The organism is Alcanivorax sp. VBW004 (assembly GCF_009718865.1).
In the GTDB taxonomy this organism is placed as follows: domain Bacteria; phylum Pseudomonadota; class Gammaproteobacteria; order Pseudomonadales; family Alcanivoracaceae; genus Alcanivorax.
On the sequence record NZ_WNHC01000001.1, the window covers coordinates 1,630,701 to 1,649,100 of the forward strand.

18 protein-coding genes and 1 tRNA gene are annotated in these 18,400 nt (G+C 59.0%); 12 read left to right on the top strand and 7 right to left on the bottom strand.

Annotated features, from left to right (window positions below; genetic code table 11):
• Positions 1-457 precede the first annotated feature (457 nt).
• Positions 458-994: a tyrosine-protein phosphatase gene (locus F1529_RS07520; protein WP_196220379.1), complete on the top strand. Its 537-nt coding sequence runs from the start codon at positions 458-460 to the stop codon at positions 992-994.
• Here F1529_RS07520 and yegS read toward each other — a convergent pair.
• Entirely contained in the window at positions 986-1,888 is a 903-nt protein-coding gene (yegS, locus tag F1529_RS07525) for a lipid kinase YegS (protein WP_155133380.1), read from the bottom strand. The genes F1529_RS07520 and yegS overlap by 9 nt on opposite strands.
• Positions 1,889-2,083: 195 nt before the next feature.
• Here yegS and F1529_RS07530 point away from each other — a divergent pair, with 195 nt between their 5' ends.
• Both F1529_RS07530 and F1529_RS07535 read left to right on the top strand, forming a co-directional pair.
• Positions 2,084-2,284, top strand: coding sequence for a DUF2061 domain-containing protein (locus F1529_RS07530; protein ID WP_007151059.1), 201 nt, complete (start codon positions 2,084-2,086; stop codon positions 2,282-2,284).
• Between the two features lie 77 nt (positions 2,285-2,361).
• Entirely contained in the window at positions 2,362-3,045 is a 684-nt protein-coding gene (locus tag F1529_RS07535) for a TetR/AcrR family transcriptional regulator (protein ID WP_007149631.1), read from the top strand.
• An 18-nt stretch (positions 3,046-3,063) separates the two neighbouring features.
• Here the strand turns inward: F1529_RS07535 and F1529_RS07540 are convergent, their stop codons facing one another.
• The 6 genes from F1529_RS07540 to F1529_RS07565 all read right to left on the bottom strand — a co-directional run bounded on the left by F1529_RS07540 (position 3,064) and on the right by F1529_RS07565 (position 9,760).
• Positions 3,064-3,855, bottom strand: a complete 792-nt coding sequence (locus tag F1529_RS07540; RefSeq protein ID WP_039926855.1) for a class I SAM-dependent methyltransferase — start codon at positions 3,853-3,855, stop codon at positions 3,064-3,066.
• 14 nt (positions 3,856-3,869) lie between these two features.
• Positions 3,870-4,436: a TetR/AcrR family transcriptional regulator gene (locus tag F1529_RS07545; RefSeq protein WP_155133383.1), complete on the bottom strand. Its 567-nt coding sequence runs from the start codon at positions 4,434-4,436 to the stop codon at positions 3,870-3,872.
• Between the two features lie 11 nt (positions 4,437-4,447).
• Positions 4,448-7,234, bottom strand: coding sequence for a valine--tRNA ligase (locus F1529_RS07550; RefSeq protein WP_007150891.1), 2,787 nt, complete (start codon positions 7,232-7,234; stop codon positions 4,448-4,450).
• 161 nt (positions 7,235-7,395) lie between these two features.
• Positions 7,396-7,785, bottom strand: a complete 390-nt coding sequence (locus F1529_RS07555; RefSeq protein WP_155133386.1) for a hypothetical protein — start codon at positions 7,783-7,785, stop codon at positions 7,396-7,398.
• Between the two features lie 20 nt (positions 7,786-7,805).
• Positions 7,806-8,225 (bottom strand): DNA polymerase III subunit chi, encoded by a 420-nt coding sequence (locus F1529_RS07560; RefSeq protein ID WP_155133389.1) that lies wholly within the window; start codon positions 8,223-8,225, stop codon positions 7,806-7,808.
• Positions 8,226-8,290: 65 nt separating this feature from the next.
• Positions 8,291-9,760 (bottom strand): leucyl aminopeptidase, encoded by a 1,470-nt coding sequence (locus F1529_RS07565; protein WP_155133392.1) that lies wholly within the window; start codon positions 9,758-9,760, stop codon positions 8,291-8,293.
• A 267-nt stretch (positions 9,761-10,027) separates the two neighbouring features.
• Here F1529_RS07565 and lptF point away from each other — a divergent pair, with 267 nt between their 5' ends.
• The 9 genes from lptF (at position 10,028) to secD (ending at position 18,398) form a co-directional block, all read left to right on the top strand.
• Positions 10,028-11,146 carry an LPS export ABC transporter permease LptF gene (gene lptF / locus F1529_RS07570; protein WP_290518926.1) on the top strand — a complete coding sequence of 373 codons (1,119 nt, stop codon included), beginning with the start codon at positions 10,028-10,030 and terminating at the stop codon, positions 11,144-11,146.
• Complete coding sequence (gene lptG, locus F1529_RS07575; protein WP_155133398.1) at positions 11,143-12,204, top strand: LPS export ABC transporter permease LptG; 1,062 nt, start codon at positions 11,143-11,145, stop codon at positions 12,202-12,204. Before lptF ends, lptG begins: the two co-directional genes overlap by 4 nt.
• 1 nt (position 12,205) lies before the next feature.
• Positions 12,206-12,910 carry a PP2C family serine/threonine-protein phosphatase gene (locus F1529_RS07580; RefSeq protein WP_155133401.1) on the top strand — a complete coding sequence of 235 codons (705 nt, stop codon included), beginning with the start codon at positions 12,206-12,208 and terminating at the stop codon, positions 12,908-12,910.
• 43 nt (positions 12,911-12,953) lie between these two features.
• A tRNA-Leu gene (locus F1529_RS07585) sits at positions 12,954-13,040 on the top strand.
• A gap of 91 nt (positions 13,041-13,131) precedes the next feature.
• Positions 13,132-13,605, top strand: a complete 474-nt coding sequence (locus F1529_RS07590; RefSeq protein ID WP_155133404.1) for an RDD family protein — start codon at positions 13,132-13,134, stop codon at positions 13,603-13,605.
• 103 nt (positions 13,606-13,708) lie between these two features.
• Complete coding sequence (gene queA / locus F1529_RS07595; RefSeq protein WP_039927491.1) at positions 13,709-14,785, top strand: tRNA preQ1(34) S-adenosylmethionine ribosyltransferase-isomerase QueA; 1,077 nt, start codon at positions 13,709-13,711, stop codon at positions 14,783-14,785.
• 73 nt (positions 14,786-14,858) lie between these two features.
• Positions 14,859-15,971 carry a tRNA guanosine(34) transglycosylase Tgt gene (tgt, locus tag F1529_RS07600; protein ID WP_155137159.1) on the top strand — a complete coding sequence of 371 codons (1,113 nt, stop codon included), beginning with the start codon at positions 14,859-14,861 and terminating at the stop codon, positions 15,969-15,971.
• Positions 15,972-15,994: 23 nt separating this feature from the next.
• Positions 15,995-16,357 carry a preprotein translocase subunit YajC gene (yajC, locus tag F1529_RS07605; RefSeq protein ID WP_155133407.1) on the top strand — a complete coding sequence of 121 codons (363 nt, stop codon included), beginning with the start codon at positions 15,995-15,997 and terminating at the stop codon, positions 16,355-16,357.
• Between the two features lie 160 nt (positions 16,358-16,517).
• On the top strand, positions 16,518-18,398 hold the full coding sequence (secD, locus tag F1529_RS07610; protein ID WP_007150143.1) for a protein translocase subunit SecD: 1,881 nt from the start codon (positions 16,518-16,520) through the stop codon (positions 18,396-18,398).
• Positions 18,399-18,400 lie beyond the last annotated feature (2 nt).

Consider the following 18,400-nt stretch of genomic DNA (forward strand, 5'->3'; position numbering starts at 1 on the left):
TACAAAAAAGGCCCCCTAGCATTATGCTTGGGGGCTTTTTTTGTATTTGATTCGCTGCGCTCACCCTTTGGGCCAGCCTGAAAAGCGGCTGTTCGACTTCGCAAGCGAAGCACGTGGATACGGTGAATTATTCTCCCTACCTCGCGGCGAAGCCGCCATCCCGTCAAGCGGGACCGAGGTGTGACAAGCGATGCTCCGCAGGAGCCAGCTTGGTGCGCCGCAGGCGCCCCGAAGGGATGACGAGCATGCTCGTCACGCACTGTCGGTCATCGTCAGGCTCTTAAAGAAACAGAAAACCCTCGTCGCGAAAGCGTCGGGTTTTTTTGTGTTCAGGCTGGGCAGAAGCGGGTTTCCTGTCACAGCCTGGCGCTGCCAGGCCCCCGCCCCCCTCCCTGTAATACCCTTGCCAAAAAGACACGCCACACTGCAGCGATATCCACGTTGCGGAGTCTTTGCCATGCTGTTCTATACCGTCATTGCGGTCCTTCTTGTTGTTTTATTTATTTACCGGTATCGCAAGCTGATGTATCACTTTCGTGTGGTCAAACCCGGCAAGCTTTACCGTAGCGGGACCCTGGGGCCTGTAGGCTTGCGTATCATGCATCGGGTATTGGGGATCAACACGATTGTCAATTTGCGCCTGGAGTCGGAGTACAGCAAGAAGGGATGGTATGTACGGCAGCTCGCTTATTGTCGCCGCCATGGATTAAAGCTGGTCAATATCCCCATGGCCCAGGACACACCGCCAACGGAAGCGCAGATCCTGCAGTTTATGGATGAGATTGATCGCGGTGGAAGCCGCTGTCTGGTGCACTGCGAGATGGGCGTCATTCGAACCGGAATGATGGTGGTGGCAGTGGCAACACGTCGTTATGGCGTCAAGGATCTGGGGGTGTGGGAGCATTTCCCCCTGTACGGCCACAAGCTGGATCAACGTCGGCAGAAAGTTCGCGAGTTTGTCCAGCGTTGCGGCGGGCAGCAGGCATCAGCCTAACAGCGGGCTGTTTTCTGGCAGGTACAGGCGAAGCGCATTTGGAATGGAGCGGATGTGAAAGGTGGTATTTTGAATGGGCTCGCCGTCCAGGTTCAGGTTCATTGGCGTTGGTGTTTCAATGTGCATTTCACTGAGCCGGGTACGTATGAATAATCCTTCCTGGTTGGGGTCCTGACGGGCTTCGCTGTCGAACAGCTCTTTCACGCCGGCGAGCAAGTCCATGTCTGCGGGAAGGATCGCCACATCGAACAGGCCATTATTGACCAGGGCGTCAGGGCATAGACGCTGTCCACCACCTGCCTGGCGACCATTGCCCAGACCCAGGGCGAGAAATTCGCCCTCCCATTCAAAGTCTTCGCCCTTGAAGTGCCCTTTGGCGGATTCGATTTCCGAGAATCGACTCAGGCCGGTGAGCAGGTAGGCTGCCCCGCCAAGCATCTTCTTCAGGTCTTCCGATGTCTGGGTTGTGACTTCCGTACCGAAACCGCCGGTGGCCATATTGAGGAAATAATGGTCATTAACCTGTATGACATCGCAGGGGTGAGGGTCGTTTTCGAGCAAGCGAAGGCTGTCTGACGGCTCCGGTGAAATGTCCGCAGCAGTGGCAAAATCGTTAGCCGTGCCAAGTGGGAGGACCGCCAGCTCCAGATCTTGCTGGCCGCTTTCCATCAAGGCCTGGGTGATGTCGCGTACTGATCCGTCACCACCGCCGGCAATGAGCGTTTTAAAGCCGTTATTCAGGGCTTCCTGGACATAACGCTCGGCATCGCCGCCTTCCCAGGTGACTCGAACAGCCAGCTCGTGGCCCTGATCGCGCCAGTCCATAACCGCATCGCGAACTGCCTGATTAGCAGCCTGTTTGCCGTGGAGGATCAGTAAGGCTTTCTTGCTCATGGTGTAAACCCTGTCGTTGGCGGATGCCATAGAGTAAAGCACTGAGCGTGACTGGCGCATGATTTAGGGGGCAAGTTAACAATCCTTGATAATCGCGTAGTGATAATGATTGCTATTAGCTATTGTTGAGATATGGGAATAGCATTTCTCTATAGGGATAGGGTTGGCGATGATAGTCGAAAAGGAGGGCATCTCATGGCCAAGACAATCAGTTTCGGAGTAATGCATATTTCAGTGGCGTTTCTGGTCGTCTGGGCGATGACCGGCGACTGGCGTATCGGTGGTTTGACGGCGCTGGTGGAACCTTGTGTGAATACGGTGGCTTACCATTTCCACGAAAAGGTCTGGAAGCGTCGCCGAGACCCTGAAGCGGTGAGCGGAACGGTCATGGCTTAGGATAAACTCGGTGTTTACTCTGTGATGACCGTTGGTTAAGCTACCGCAAAGTATACATTGTAAGGGGTATTTGTCAGGTGCAGACAGGAAGCAGTGACATTGATGCGATTCGCCAGGTGGTGAATCAGGTGTTGGAAGTGCATGCCCGCGAAGAAGGGGGGCAACGCTCCCAGGCGCGGGCGGAGATCCTGATCCATTCCATGCAGGTTTTTGCCCAGCGCGGGTTGCAGCGTACGACAGTTCAACACCTGCTGGATGCTTCTGACGTGTCGCGCCGTACTTTCTACAAGTACTTCCGCAACAAGATGGATGTGTTGGAAAGCATTTACCGTATTTTTGTGGATAACATGCTGCTGCACTTCCACAAAGAGGTGAAGCAGGCATCGTCTGCCAATGACATCATCCGCAACACCACCAAGGTGTATTTCGATTATCACGTGAGCATGGGGCCGGTGATCAAGCTGATGATGGAAGAGGCCCGTTCTTCTGATTCGGCCCTTGCGCCACACCGTACTCGTGCCCAGACGCTGGCGTCGGAAGTGCTTGCGGTACAGATTAACCGGTTTACCGGCAAGAACTACGAGCCGCTGGTTTTCCTGACCATGCTATGGATGCTGGAAAATTACTCGCTGTATATTTTCGAGGACGGTGGTTTTTCCCAGGAACGCCTCGACCAGTGCTTGCGGGTAGCGGTGGGGGTGGCTGAATCTCTGGTGCTGGGTGAAGTCACGCCGGGCATGCTGGAGCGCCCGGCGCCGTAACGATTCTATCGAGCCGGGTTACTCCGGCTTGATAAACTTCAGTGTCATCCGGTCACTTTCCCCTATCGCTTCATAGGTGTCCCGGTCCTTGTCGCCAAGACGCAGGCTGGGGGGCAGTGTCCAGACCCCGGCCGGGTGGTTTGCCTGATCCTTGGGGTTGGCGTTAATTTCCGATTGATCCACCAGCTTGAACCCGGCCTGTTCGGCTTGGGCAATCACATATCCCTCGCTCATGTAGCCCGTTTCGATTTGTCTTTCCAGCGGGCGGACCTCCGGTGCACGATGCTCCACGATGCCGAGAATGCCGCCGGGTTTAAGGGCCTGGTAAAAGCTGGCAAACACAGCTTCCGTCTTCCCCGCTTTTGCCCAGTTGTGCACGTTGCGAAAAGTCAGCACGCGGTCTGCGGTGCCCGCCGGGGCGATAACCGTGTAAGTGGGGGGATTGAGTGCCGTGACCCGAACATGGTCGTAAATTTCCGGGTGCTCTGCCAGCTTGGTCTTGAACTGGGTCACCGAGCGGCGATAGAACGGGATGTCACTGTCTTCAGGAAAGTGGGCGGCGTAATAGGTGCCGGACTTGTAAAGCCAGGGCGCGAGAATGGAGGTGTACCAGCCGCCGCCGGGCCATATTTCCACCACCGTCATGTCTTTTTCGACATCGAAAAATTTCAGGGTTTCCACCGGGTGGCGGTATTCGTCACGGGCCTTTTCCTGCGGGGTGCGGTGGGGGGCGTCGGTCAGCTGATCGAGCGTTCCGGCGTGAATCAGGGTGGTGGAAAGCAACGCGGTAAAGATAACCATAAGTCGCATGATCTCGGCTCGTCCTATCTGAGGCCGCGGATCAACACCTTCATGTAGTCTGCGGCTTGTTGTTCGAGGCTGCCCTCACCTGTGAGGGCCCATGTATACGTGGTTCCGGTGACAAGGTTTACCATCATCAGAATCGTATCGCGAGTAGGCAGGGCAACAAAATAGCCGTCTTTGCGCAGTTCATTGAAAAAAGCATCGGCCACGGGCAGGTTTTGCTCCATCAGGGCCAGATACTGGCGCTGGATGTCACCCATGAAGTCGCCGGCCTCCTGAATCAGCACCCGGGAAAAATCCTGATTCTGTTCCAGATACCGAGCCACGGCTCGGCACAGGCTTTCCAGCCGCTCCAGGGGAGGCGCAACACCGATCAGTTCGGACAGGATCAGGTCGCGGATGGTGTTCAGGTTTTCCTTCACAATGGTCAGTAGCAAGGCTTCCTTGGAAGGAAAGAATTTATAGATGGTGGCCTTGCCCACGCCGGCCCGCTCGGCAATAGTCTTTACCTCGGCACTGCGAAAGCCTTCGCTGGCGAAGACTTCCTGGGCGCAGGTGAGTATGCGGGCGCGGCGGGGATCATCCATGATGGCCGTCCTTACAGGTATTTGATTTTTTCCAGCTGCTCGTCGAGCTTGGCCAGCTGGGAGCGATAGTCATCCAGCTTGGCTTTTTCCTTATCGACCACCGCCTGGGGCGCCTTATCGACAAACTTGGGGTTCTTCAGCTTGCCTTCCGCGCGGCCCACTTCCTTGCGCAGTTTGTCGGTTTCCTTGGATAGCCGCTCTATTTCCGCTTCCTTGTCGATCAGCCCGGCCATGGGCACCAGAATTTCCATGTCGCCCACCAGTGCGGTGGCGGAGGCGGGGGCGGAGTCTTCCGCTGCCAGCCAAGTAATGGATTCCAGTTTGGCCAGCTTGCTCAGGAAGACGCGGTTGGCCTCCAGCAGGGCCTGGTCGGAGTCCTTGCCGTTATGCAGGTAGATTGGCAGCGCCTTGCCCAGCGGGATGCCCATTTCGCCACGAATGTTGCGTACCGCACTGATCACCGCTTTCACCCATTCTGCACCGGTTTCAGCATCAGTATCGATTTTGGCGGGGTCGCTGGCCGGGAAGGCTTGCAGCATGATGGTGTTGCTGTTTTCACCTTCACTGTCCGCTGCTTTGCCTGCCAGCGGGGCAACCTTTTGCCAGATCTCTTCGGTAATAAATGGCATGAAGGGGTGAGCCAGGCGCAGGATGGCTTCCAGAACAGTGACCAGGGTGCGGCGGGTGCCACGTTTCTGGGCGGCGGAGTACTCGTCGCCCCAGAGCACTGGTTTGGAAAGCTCCAGATACCAGTCACAGTATTCATTCCAGATGAACTCGTAGGCAGCATGGCTGGCCACGTCAAAGCGGAAGCTGTCCAGTGCGTCGCTGACTTCCTGCTCGGCCCGTTGCAGGGCAGAGATAATCCAGCGGTCCGCCAGGGACAGCTCGATGTCGCTGTCAGCCGTGACGCCACAATCTTCGCCCTCGGTATTCATCATCACATAGCGGGCGGCATTCCAGATCTTGTTACAGAAGTTCCGGTAGCCTTCGATCCGGCCCATGTCCCACTTGATGTCCCGACCAGTTGAGGCCAGTGACAGGAAAGTAAAACGCAGGGCATCGGTCCCGTAGGGGTTGATGCCATCCGGGAAATCCTTGTGAGTGCGCTTGGTAATCTGCTTTTCTTTTTGCGGCTGCATCAGCCCCTTGGTGCGTTTGTCGATCAGCGCGTCCAGGGTAATGCCGTCGATCATGTCCAGCGGATCGAGCACATTGCCCTTGGACTTGGACATCTTTTGGCCGTCGTTGTCGCGCACCAGGCCGTGCACATAAACCTTCTTGAAGGGCACCTGGTCGGTGAACTTCAGGGTCATCATGATCATCCGGGCAACCCAGAAGAAGATGATATCGAAACCGGTCACCAGCACATCGGTGGGATGGAAGGTGCGCAGGGCATCGGTGTCTTCCGGCCAGCCAAGGGTAGAGAAGGTCCACAGGGCGGAGCTGAACCAGGTGTCCAGAACGTCATCGTCCTGGCTCAACGGTGTGTCACCAAGATTGTGTTCGGCGCGGACCTCTTCCTCGCTGCGGCCCACATAGACATTGCCGTCGGCGTCATACCAGGCAGGAATGCGGTGGCCCCACCAGAGCTGCCGGGAAATACACCAGTCCTGCAGGTCGCGCATCCAGGAGAAATACATGTTCTCGTAGTTCTTGGGCACGAACTGGATGTCGCCATTTTCCACCGCGGCAATGGCGGGCTTGGCCAGCTCTTCCACGGCCACGAACCACTGGTCGGTCAGGTAGGGTTCGATGACAACGCCGGAGCGGTCGCCACGGGGCACCTGCAAGGTGTGGTCAGCGACTTTTTCCAGCAGACCAAGGGCATCCAGATCATCCACGACTTTCTTGCGGGCATCCACGCGGTCCAGGCCGCGATAGGCCTCTGGCACTTCTTCATTGAGGGCCGCATCCGCAGTCAGGATGTTGATCATCGGCAGGTCATGACGCTTGCCCACTTCATAGTCGTTGAAGTCATGGGCGGGGGTAATTTTTACGCAGCCGGAACCAAAATCCGGGTCCACATAATCATCGGCGATGATGGGGATGTCGCGCTCTGCCAGCGGCAGGCGAATGGTCTTGCCGATCATGTCCTTGTAGCGCGGGTCTTCCGGGTGCACGGCCACGGCGGTATCGCCGAGCATGGTCTCCGGGCGGGTGGTGGCGACCACCAGATGGCCGGAGCCGTCGGAGAGCGGGTAGCGGAAGTGCCACATGTGGCCCTGTTCTTCCACGTTCTCCACTTCCAGGTCGGAGATGGCCGTGTGCAGGGCCGGGTCCCAATTGACCAGGCGCTTGCCACGGTAGATCAGGCCTTCCTTGTGCAGGCGTACAAAGACTTCGCGCACGGCGTTGGAGAGGCCGTCGTCCATGGTGAAGCGTTCGCGGGTCCAGTCCACGCTGGCGCCCATGCGGCGCAGCTGGCGAGTGATGGTGCCGCCGGATTCGCCTTTCCACTCCCAGACCTTGTCGAGAAACTTCTCCCGGCCCAGTTCGTGGCGGTTGGTGCCTTCGCCGGCCAGTTTGCGTTCCACCACCATCTGGGTGGCGATGCCGGCATGGTCGGTGCCCACCTGCCACAGGGTGTTGCGGCCCTGCATGCGGCGGTAGCGCACCAGGGTGTCCATGATGGTGTCCTGGAAGGCGTGACCCATGTGCAGGCTGCCGGTCACATTGGGGGGCGGGATCATGATGCAGAAGGAATCACCCTGGCCGCTCGGCTTGAAATGACCGGCCTTTTCCCAGTGTTCATACCAGGATTGCTCGATGCGATCGGGTTGGTAGGTTTTGTCCATGATCACCGCTTCTAAACCAGAAAAAATGAGGGCGAATTATAGCGAAGCGGGGCGGGTTCGTCGCGGGTTGTGAGAAAACGCCTGGCGCTGGGCGCCGGATGCCTGACGAGGGAAACAGAAAAGGCGGCTCACTTTCACAAAGGCATCTGGGCTGAGGTGCGTCAGGTCTTCCTGCGCAGGGCCGCGCGCAGCTTCAGGCGCAGGGCCTTTTCGAGCTTGGGCAGGGCCTCGGCCACCAGTTCATCAATGGCGGCGTCGATATCGTTGTTGGTCAGCGTCGGGCGAGGGGCTGCCGTCTGTGGGGCAGGGGTGGGGACGGAGGGCGCCGGTTGCGCTGGTGATGTGCTGGGCGCTGGACGACCGGACAGGAATGGATTGGCCCGTTCGCTGGCGAGCTGCCGGATCCGCTGAGAATCCGGAGCTGTGGTGTCTTCTGCTGAGGGCTTCAGTAGGGGCGGCTGAGTCGGGCTGTCAGCATCATCCAGCAGGGACTGAACATCATCCAGTTCCTTGAGTAGTGCGTGTTTTGCCGTCTCCTTGTTGTTGCTCATCGCCGTGTCGCTCGCAGTGGTCAGCCCAGTTCATGAGTGGTAACGGGAAAGCCCCGGTCCCGGTAGAAGCGGAAGCGCTCTCGTCCCTGTTGTCGTTCGGTATCGGCGCCGCTGATCATTTCGGCCACTCGCTGGAAGCGGGACGAAAAGTCCGGCACCTGGTCGGTGAGGTTGATCAGCACATCGTGATGATGACCGGGATCGTCGCCGAACCCGAGCAACACCGGTGCCTGGCCTTCCCCGCCCAGGGCATGGGGCAAGAAACCTGTAGCAGGAGATTGCCAGAATTGTGCGTCCACCTGTCGTGCATGGGCCTCATTCTGGCAATGCACATAAACCTGGCGACCTTGCCTCAGGGCTTTGTCGGCAATCCGCCAGGCCAGCGCCTGGCGTACACCGTCCCCGACCTTGCTGCTGAGATAGAACGTGACTTCAGTCAATTAAAGGCTCCATGCGACACGCCTGCAGGCAACACGCCGAGTGCGTTTGGTTCGCGTGCGGCTTGTCAGCATTGGTTCATCAAGTAGCGAGTAAGCATGGGCACAGGGCGGCCAGTGGCGCCCTTGCTCATGCCGCCGCTGACCCAGGCGGTGCCAGCGATGTCCAGGTGCGCCCATTTCACGTCTTTGGTGAAGCGGGACAGGAAGCACGCGGCGGTGATGGAGCCGGCCTTGGGCCCGCCAATGTTCTGCATGTCGGCGAAGGGGCTGTCCAGCTGGCTTTGGTACTCGTCCCACAGGGGCATGGGCCAGCCGCGGTCGCCGGTTTCCTTGCCCGCGGTGAGCAGGGCTTCGCTGAGGGCATCATCGTTGGCGTAAACCGCCTGGGCATGGGCGCCCAGTGCAACCACGCACGCGCCGGTGAGTGTGGCGATGTCGATGACGGTATGTGGCTTGTGCTTCTGCTGCACATAGGTCAGCGCGTCACACAGTACCAGCCGGCCCTCGGCATCCGTATTGAGGATTTCCACGGTCTGCCCGGACAGGGTCTTGACGATGTCGCCGGGGCGCGCGGCCCGCCCGTCGGGCATGTTTTCGGCGGCGGCCACGACGGCGACCAGATGGATCGGCAAGCCCAACTCACACACGGTCTTCACGGAGCCGAAAACGCTGGCCGCACCGCCCATGTCGTATTTCATTTCATCCATGGTGGCACCGGGTTTCAGGGAGATGCCTCCGGTGTCGAAGGTAATGCCTTTGCCAACTAGGGCAACGGGGCCTTGTTTGGTCGGTTTGGCGCCTTTGTACTCCATCACGATGATCTGGCCCTGGCGTTCGGACCCTTTGGCCACCGCATGGAAGGCGCCCATGCCCATCTTTTCGGCCTGTGCCTGGCTCAGCACTTTCACGGTGAGTTTTTCGTAATCCTTGGCCAGATCGCGGGCCACGCCGCTCAGGTATTCGGGGAAACAATCATTGGGGGGCAAGTTGCCCAGATCCCGGGCCAGGTTCACCCCAACGGCGACCGCCTTGCCGGTTTTGTGGGCCTTGGCGAGGGCGGCGTCTTTTTCCGCGTGCCAGAAAGTCAGCTTGGCCAGTTTGCTGGCCGGCGCCGGATTGCTACGGTAGGCGTCGAAACGGTAGGTGCTTTCTTCCACTACCCGGGTGCCTTCGCGAACCTGCCATTCCAGTGCCTGGGGCTGGGCGTCATCCAGCAGCCAGAGAGCCTGTTTCACCGGGGCGGCCGTCAGTGCCTTGGCGGTTTTTTGCACCAGGGAGAGCCAGCTGTGGTCGCTGAGTGGACTGTCACCGGTGCCGACCAGCAGCAGACGGGCCGCATTGATGCCCTGAGGGGCATGCAGCCAACCCAGTTGACCTTTGCTTGCGCTGAAATCGCCGGCCTTCATGAACTGGGAAATGTGTTCGCGGGTGCTGTCTGGCAGGGCCTCGGGAAGGTCACTTTTCTTGCTCAACAGTACGATCAGGGCGTCTGCCTTGCTTTTTTCCAGGGGCCTGTTGCTTACTGCGAAGTCCATGCTGTCTCCAGATCAATAAAAGGGTGGGGGCGCTATTCACCCGATAAATAAAGGAAATAGTGGGCCGTCACGCACGGAAACGCAATCCGTTCGGCGCTATCCATCGGTGGCCTTGTTCACACGGAATTATCACCTTGGTCGAGCACTCAGTTACACTAGGTGGCATTCACTGCTGCCGCAGGCGTTTTTTGCCCGGCGGTGTGTGCCGAGCCGCTGGCTATTCGCCTGCCTTTATTGTGCCCGGTGCGTTTTTGCAGACAGCAATGAGTGGGCCTGCCCTTGATTCTTCATCGATATATTAACCGGCAAGTGTTCATGACCACGGTACTGGTCACCTTTATTCTGGTGATGGTGCTGGTCAGTGGGCGCTTTATCAAATACCTGGCGGAAGCGGCGGCCGGTGAAATTGCCGCCGATGCGCTGTTCCTGGTGATGGCGTTCCGGATGCCGGAATTCCTGCAGATGATCGTTCCCCTGAGTTTGTATATCGCCTTGCTACTGGTGCTGGGGCGGATGCACATGGATAACGAGATGGTAGTGCTGCAGGCCGGTGGTCAGGGTAACGGCCGGGTGGTGCGTTCGCTGGTGGTGCCCATCTTGATGGCCACCACTCTGGTGGGCATGTTTTCTCTCTACGTCACGCCGCGCGGGGATGCAGAGGTGAACCGGATTTTTGAGGAGCAAAAGGACCGATCGGTGCTGGAGCTGCTTACCCCGGGACGCTTTCACGTCAAAGGTTCCAGCGATTCCCAGCGCGCCACCTATGCGGAACACCTGAACAGGGAAAAGGGGGTTCTGGAAAATGTGTTCGTGGCCGATGCCCGTTTTGAAAGCCAGGGCGAGGCCGGCCGCTTGCTCACCGTCTGGGCAAAAAGCGGCAAGCTGGTGGTGGAAGAAGGTATCAGCTACCTGTTGCTGACGGACGGTTTCCAGTATCAGGGCAAGCCGGGTCAGCTGGATTACAAGGAAGTGGGCTTCAAGGAAGCTCGTGTACGTATTGGTGGCGAAAAAACCGATAGTCGCCCCCCCAAAGTGCGGGGGCGCTCTACCCAGGAGCTGGTGGATCAGCGAGCCGACAACAAGGCGGCGCTGGCGGAGCTGCAGTGGCGCCTCTCGCTGATTCTCACCGTGCCGATCATGGCGCTGGCGGCGATTCCGCTGGCGCGGGTCAACCCACGGCAAGGCCGTTTCTATCGCCTTATCCCCGCGGTGCTGGGCTATATGTTGTACGTGGGTATGTTGCTGGTATGCCGCAGCGCCATTGAAGACCATAAAGGGGCGCTGCCCTGGTATCTGAGCATGGTCTGGATCCACCTGAGTGCCGGAGCAGTGGTCTTTCTGCTCTACTTTGGCGGGCGCCTGTTCCGGCGGAGGGCGCGCTCATGACATTGCTCAAGCGCTACTTCTGGCGGGCGGTAATGATCCCGACCCTGGCCATCCTGTTTATTATTGTCGGCCTGGATTGTCTGTTCGGCTTTGTTTATGAGCTGGAGTTTCTCCGCGGCAATTACCAGGTCATGGAAGCTCTGCAGTTTATCCTGACTACCACGCCGCGGCGCTTTTACGAATACATGCCCATGGCCATTTTGCTGGGCACCCTGATCGGACTGGGGCTGCTGGCGAATAGCGGCGAGCTGTCGGTGATTCGTGCGGCGGGGGTCTCCACCCTGAAAGTGAGCTGGCTGGTGCTGCGCCCGGTATTGGTGCTGATCATCCTGTCGATTCCCCTGGGTGAATACCTGACGCCTTACAGCGAGCAGGTGGCGCAGAGTAACCGCTCCATGGCCGAGGGCGGCGGTGAAGCGTTGCGCTCCAAGTACGGTTACTGGCATCGGGAAGGGCCCGAATTCATTCATATCAATGCGGTGCAGCCCAACGGCGTGTTGCACGGTCTGACCCGCTATCGCTTCAGCGACAACCAGAAACTGACAGAAACCCAGTATGTGGATCGGGCGATCTATCAAGGGGACTTCTGGTCGCTGGAGGGGATCCACGGCACTCGTTTGTTCGATGATCACGCCGAAACCTACCAGAAAGATCAGGGCGAGTGGCAAACGGAGCTGACGCCGCAGTTGCTCAGCATCGTGGTGCTTCAACCGGACAATCTGGCGTTGGTCAAACTGCTGGAATATACCCGCTATCTGAAGCGCCAGGGTCTGGAAACCGCAGACTATATGCTCAGCTTCTGGCAGAAACTGTTCATGCCGCTGGCGACCATCGGCATGGTGTTGATCGCCATCTCCTTTGTGTTCGGCCCCTTGCGGGAAGTCACCATGGGCCTGCGGCTGACGGCGGGTATCGTCGCCGGGTTGATCTTCCATTACGGCCAGCAATTCTTCGGCCAGTTGTCGCTGGTATTCCATACTGACCCGCTTCTGGCTGCCATGCTGCCGCCGTCCCTGTGTCTGGTGCTGGGTATCTGGCTACTGCAGCGAGTGCGATGAGATGAGCTGCTGGCGGGGGCAGGGACGCACCCACGCAGGCCGCCGGCCGGCCAATGAAGACGCGCTGGTGTGCCGTGACGGTGAGGGTTTATGGGCCGTTATTGATGGCATGGGCGGCCATGACGCCGGCGACCTTGCCGCCACCATGATCCGTCATGCACTGGACAATCTTGCCCTCGGGGGCGGTATTGCCCACCGGTTGCTGGCGGTGGATGCCGCCCTGCAAAGCGCCAATCATGCGATCCGTCACCACGCCGCCATGCACCTGGGCAGCAAGCCCATGGGGGCGACGGTTGTCGTGCTGCTGATTCATGATGGCGAGGCTGGGGTGCTGTGGGCCGGCGATGCCCGGCTTTACCGGCATGAGGCATCGCGAACCAGTGCCATCACCAAGGACCACACCCCTGTGCAGGCACTGGTGGACGCAGGTGAGATCAACGAAGAAGAGGCCATGCGCCACCCTCGCAGTCACGTGATCTATCAGGCCATTGGTAATGGAGACAAGCTGAAACTGGAACAGATCCGGTTTGCGGTAGGGGCCGGCCAGCAATTCCTGCTGACCACCGATGGCGTGCATTCTGTGCTGCGGGTGCCTGAGATACATCAATTGCTGGTCGAGGGCGCCAGCGAGTCTGCCATTCTCAAGGCAGCCTTGAACGCGGGCAGTCGGGATAACGTGACCGCGATCAAAATTGCGTTAACGTAAAGGCTGGAAAAGCCGTGAAGGGCTGGTATACTCGCGCCCCACTGCCAGAGTGGTGGAATTGGTAGACACGACGGATTCAAAATCCGTTGCCTTCACGGGCGTGCCGGTTCAAGTCCGGCCTCTGGTACCAAACAATAAAAAAGCCCGCTTCCAGCGGGCTTTTTTATGTCGGGCGTCGCAGGCTCTCGATAGCTCAAACTCGTCTGTCCAGGAGAGTGATCATGACCGAATATGCCCCGCCCGCCGGTTTGCTTAAGCGCTTGATGGCGCTGGTCTATGATGGCTTTCTGGTGCTCGCCTTGTGGTTTGTGACCACGGGTATCTTCGTGCTGGTCTACCCCAAAACCGGGTTGCCGATGGAGGATATTAATGGCGTCACCCGCGCTGCTCCGGATTACCTGAAGGGGATTCTGCTGCCGCTGTTGCTGGTGGAAACCTGGTTGTTCTACGCTTGGTTCTGGATGCGTGGTGGCCAGACCCTGGGCATGCGTGCCTGGCGGTTGCAGGTGCGGGACTATCGCGGTGGGCCGGTGAAGCTCTGGCAGACCCTGGCTCGTTTCGTCGGGGCTTGTGTGTCCTGGGGCCTGTTCGGGGCCGGCTATCTGGTGGTGCTGATCGCGCCGCATCAAACGCTTCACGATCGCCTGTCCGCTACGGCGACGGTGCAACTGTCGAAGAAACCCAAGACACCCTGAATCGCACCTTGTTTCCTGGCGGGCCGGCGACGTAGAGCGCTTGGTGTGAGGGGGTTTAGCAGGTATCCTTGGCGCCCCTTGAACTTCCGTGCCGGTACAGTACGTGAACGTCGACGATTTTGATTTTGAGCTCCCCGACGGGTTGATTGCCCGCCATCCGCCTGCTGAGCGCCGTGATGCGCGCCTGTTGGCCCTTACCCGCGATGCGCTGCTGCATCAGCAGTTTCCTGATCTGCTTTCCCATGTGCACCCCGGCGATTTGCTGATCTTCAACGATACCCGCGTGATTCCTGCCCGGCTGTTTGGCCAGAAGGAAAGCGGTGGCAAGGTTGAAGTGTTGATCGAGCGGGTGGTGGATGACCACGAGGCACTCGCCCACGTGCGCGCCTCCAAGTCACCGAAACCGGGAAGTTGGCTGGAATTTGATGAGGGTATTCGTGCCCAGGTGACGGGGCGTCGTGACGCCCTGTTCATCTTGCAGTTCTCGCTGCCGGGCCAGGGCTGCGACACCCTGCTGACGGCACTGGAGAAAATCGGCCATGTGCCGTTGCCGCCGTATATCGACCGCCCGGATGAAGATGGGGATATGGAGCGCTACCAGACGGTCTATGCCCGCGAACCCGGCGCTGTGGCGGCCCCGACCGCCGGCCTGCATTTTGACGATGCGATGCTGGCGGCCCTGGAGCAGCACGGGGTTGATATCGGTTTTGTCACCCTCCATGTAGGAGCAGGGACGTTCCAGCCGGTGCGCGTGGACAAGGTGGAAGACCATCACATGCACAGTGAGCGCTACCAGATCCCCGATTCCCTGGTTGAGCAAGTGGCCCAGGCCCATGCCCGGGGTGGCCGGGTGGTGGCGGTTGGAACGACCGCGCTGCGGGCGCTGGAAGCGGCCAGCCAGTCCGGTGGTTTGCAAACCGGGCAGGGCGAGACGGATATCTTTATCTATCCGGGTTACCGGTTCCGGCTGGTGGATGCCCTGGTGACCAACTTCCACCTGCCCAAATCGACGTTGCTGATGCTGATCAGTGCCTTCGCGGGCCGTGATCGGGTGATGAACGCCTATCAGGCGGCGATTGAGTCCCAGTACCGTTTTTTCAGCTACGGCGATGCCATGTTTATTGAAGGAACGCAGCATGCATCACGCGACACGCAACACGCGGGTGGGGCTGACGAATGATCCTGTGTTTCCCGTTTTTTGGCATGCTGCGTGAAGCATGCCGCGTGCAAGCGAGCTCTTACCCATGTCCCGAATGACCTTCCAGCTCAACGCCACCGATGGTGCCGCCCGCCGTGGTGAGATTACGTTTCCCCGGGGCACCATCCAGACGCCGGCGTTTATGCCGGTGGGGACCTACGGGACGGTAAAAAGCATGTTGCCCCGAGATCTGGCCGAGACCGGTGCCGAGATCTGTCTGGGGAATACTTTCCACCTGATGTTGCGCCCGGGTACCGAGGTCATCGAAGCCCACGGGTCCCTGCATGGCTTCATGCAGTGGGACAAGCCGATTCTCACTGACTCCGGCGGTTTTCAGGTATTCAGCCTGGGCGATATGCGCAAGATTTCCGAGCAGGGTGTGGTGTTCAAAAACCCCATCAATGGCGACAAGGTGGAGTTGAGTCCGGAAAAGGCCATGCAGGTGCAGCGCTCACTGGGCAGCGATATCTGCATGATTTTTGACGAATGCACCCCGTTTCCGGCCACCGAGAAACAGGCCCGCGATTCCATGGAACTGTCCCTGCGCTGGGCGAAACGCTCAAAAGACGCCCATGAAGGCAATGATGCGGCGTGTTTCGGCATCGTTCAGGGCGGCATGTACGACGATTTGCGCCGCGAATCCCTGGCCGGGCTGGTAGATATCGGTTTCGACGGCTACGCCGTGGGCGGCCTCAGCGTGGGCGAGCCCCAGGAAGAAATGCTACGCACCTTGGGCAACCTGACCCCGCATATGCCTGCAGAGCGCCCCCGTTACCTGATGGGCGTGGGCAAGCCGGACGACATCGTTGAAGCGGTGCGCCGTGGGGTGGATATGTTCGACTGCGTTATGCCCACCCGTAATGCCCGTAATGGCCACCTGTTCATCGCCGAAGGGGTGGTGAAAATCCGAAATGCCCGACACCGTCATGATCTGGCTCCCCTGGAGGCGGATTGTGACTGTTATACCTGCCAGCATTTCTCCCGCAGCTATCTGCATCACCTGGATCGCTGCAACGAAATGCTGGGCTCCCAGCTCAATACCATCCATAACCTGCGTTACTATCAGCGGCTGATGGCTGGATTGCGGGGGGCCATTGAAGGGGGTACATTGTCCGCCTTTGTGGACGACTTCTATGCGGCGCGTGGCCAGACTACGCCAGCGCTGTAGCTATTTATCGATTGGAGTATGTAATGAACATCGCAATGCGTTCCCTGCTGGCCCTGTTGGCCACTGCCATGGTTTCTCCGGCGTTTGCAGCCCCTGCTGCCCCTGCCGGCCCGGGCGGTGTCGAGCTGATCATGCTGGTCGTGATGATGGTGGTTTTCTATTTCTTCCTGATTCGCCCGCAGCAGAAGCGTGCCAAGGAACACAAAAACCTGGTCCAGAGCCTGAGCAAGGGTGATGAAGTGGTCACTAGCGGTGGCATTCTGGGCAAGGTAGCGAAAGTGACCGATGATTTTGTGGTGGTGGAAATCAGCAACAACCTGGAAATCAAGCTGCAGAAAAGCAGCGTCCAGGCCACTCTGCCCAAAGGCACCATCAAGTCGATCTAGAAGAATAGCAGCCCCGTCTTGAGCGGGGCTTTTGCTGTTGCGGTAACGCCAGCAAAACCCAATGTATCGAGCGGTTGATTAATCGTGCATGCCGGCCGCCTTTTTTCGGCGCTCGACGCACTGTCGCACTATTAAAAAACCGGCACTACCGGAAAGAACTATGACCCGCTATCCACGCTGGAAATTTTTCCTGCTTTTGGCTGCCCTCGTTGTTTGCGGCCTTTATGCGCTCCCTAATTTGTACCCGGATGCTCCCGCTATCCAGATCAGCCATTCCGAGGCGGGCGGTGAAGTGTCTGATGTGGCCAGGCAGCGAGTGCTCGGCGCCCTGGATGATGCAGGCCTGAGCCACGGTGACGGCGAAGTGGTGGGGAACTCACTGCTGGTGCGTATGGGCGATACCGAAGCGCAGCTGCGCGCCAAGGACATCGCTGCGGCGACGCTGGGCGATAACTACGTGGTGGCTTTGAACCTGGCGGCGACCACGCCCCAGTGGCTGCGTGAGATCGGCGCCAGCCCCATGAACCTGGGCCTGGACTTGCGTGGTGGGGTGCACTTCCTGCTACAGGTGGATATGGATTCGGTGGTGAAGAGCCGCATGGAAGCCTGGGAAGGTACCGCCAAGCTGACCCTGCGTGATGCGGGAGTGCGTTACCGCGCGGTGTCTGTGGATGGCACCACCCTGACCGCCACCTTTGGCGATCAGGTAGCTGCGGACGCAGCCCGTGCACCGCTGCGTCAGGCGCTGGACAAGCTGGCCATGCAGCCGGCCGGTGACAGCCCGAAAATTGTCATGACGCTGAACGAAACGGCCCTGAAGGAAATGCAGGATTACGCCGTGGACCAGAACCGTACCGCGCTGAACAAGCGGGTCAATGAACTGGGTGTGGCGGAAGCCGTGGTGCAGCGTCAAGGTGCAGACCGCATCGTCGTGCAGCTGCCGGGGATTCAGGATGCGGCCACCGCCCGCCGGATTCTGGGCCGCACCGCGACCCTGGAATTCCGTCTGGTAGACAACAGTGTGTCTTCTGCCCGCCTGCGTTCCGGCATGGCGCCTCCCGGTCTGGAATTCTTCCCGTTCAAGGGGCAAGAGGGCCGTATCGTCGCGTTGAATAAATCCAGCATTGCCACCGGTGATCAGGTGATCGATGCCAAGATGGGCTTTGATCAGCAGAACGGTCAGCCGGAAGTGAACGTGACGCTGGATTCCGATGGCGCCCGTCGCATGCAGCGTGTTACCGGCAAGAACGTGGGTAACCCCATGGGCGTGCTGTTTATCGAAACCAAGACCGACGTAAAAAAGGTGATCGACGAGGACGGCAACAGCGTTGATCAGATGACCAGCAGCACCGACAAGTATGTGATCAACGTGGCTACCATCCAGAGCACTCTGGGTAGCCGTTTCCGTATTACCGGGCTGGATAATCCTGCCGAAGCCTCCGAACTGGCATTGCTGCTGCGCGCGGGTTCTCTGGCGGCGCCGGTGAGCATCGTGGAAGAGCGCACCGTGGGCCCGAGCCTGGGGGCGGAAAACATCGAAGCCGGGCTCAAGTCCATGGCGCTGGGTCTGTCGCTGGTGCTGGTCTTCATGGTGATCTGGTACAAGCTGTTTGGCCTGATTGCCAACGTGGCCCTGTTGGGTAACCTGGTGATTATTGTCGGCGTCATGTCGTTGATCCCCGGGGCCACCATGACCTTGCCGGGGATCGCCGGCATCGTGCTGACCGTGGGGATGGCGGTGGATGCCAACGTGCTGATCTTCGAGCGTATTCGTGAAGATTTGCGCAGGGGGCTCAGTCCGCGCCAGGCCATTGAAGAAGGTTACGCGCGCGCATTCACCACCATTATCGATGCCAACATTACCACCCTGATTGTGGCGGTGATTCTGTTTGCGGCGGGTACCGGTTCGGTGCAGGGCTTCGCGGTTACGCTGTTCATCGGCATCCTCACCTCCATGTTCACGGCGATTATCGGTACCCGTGCCATGGCAGAAATGATTTACGGTCGAGGCGCCCGCGCCCCGAGCAAACTGAGCATCTGAGG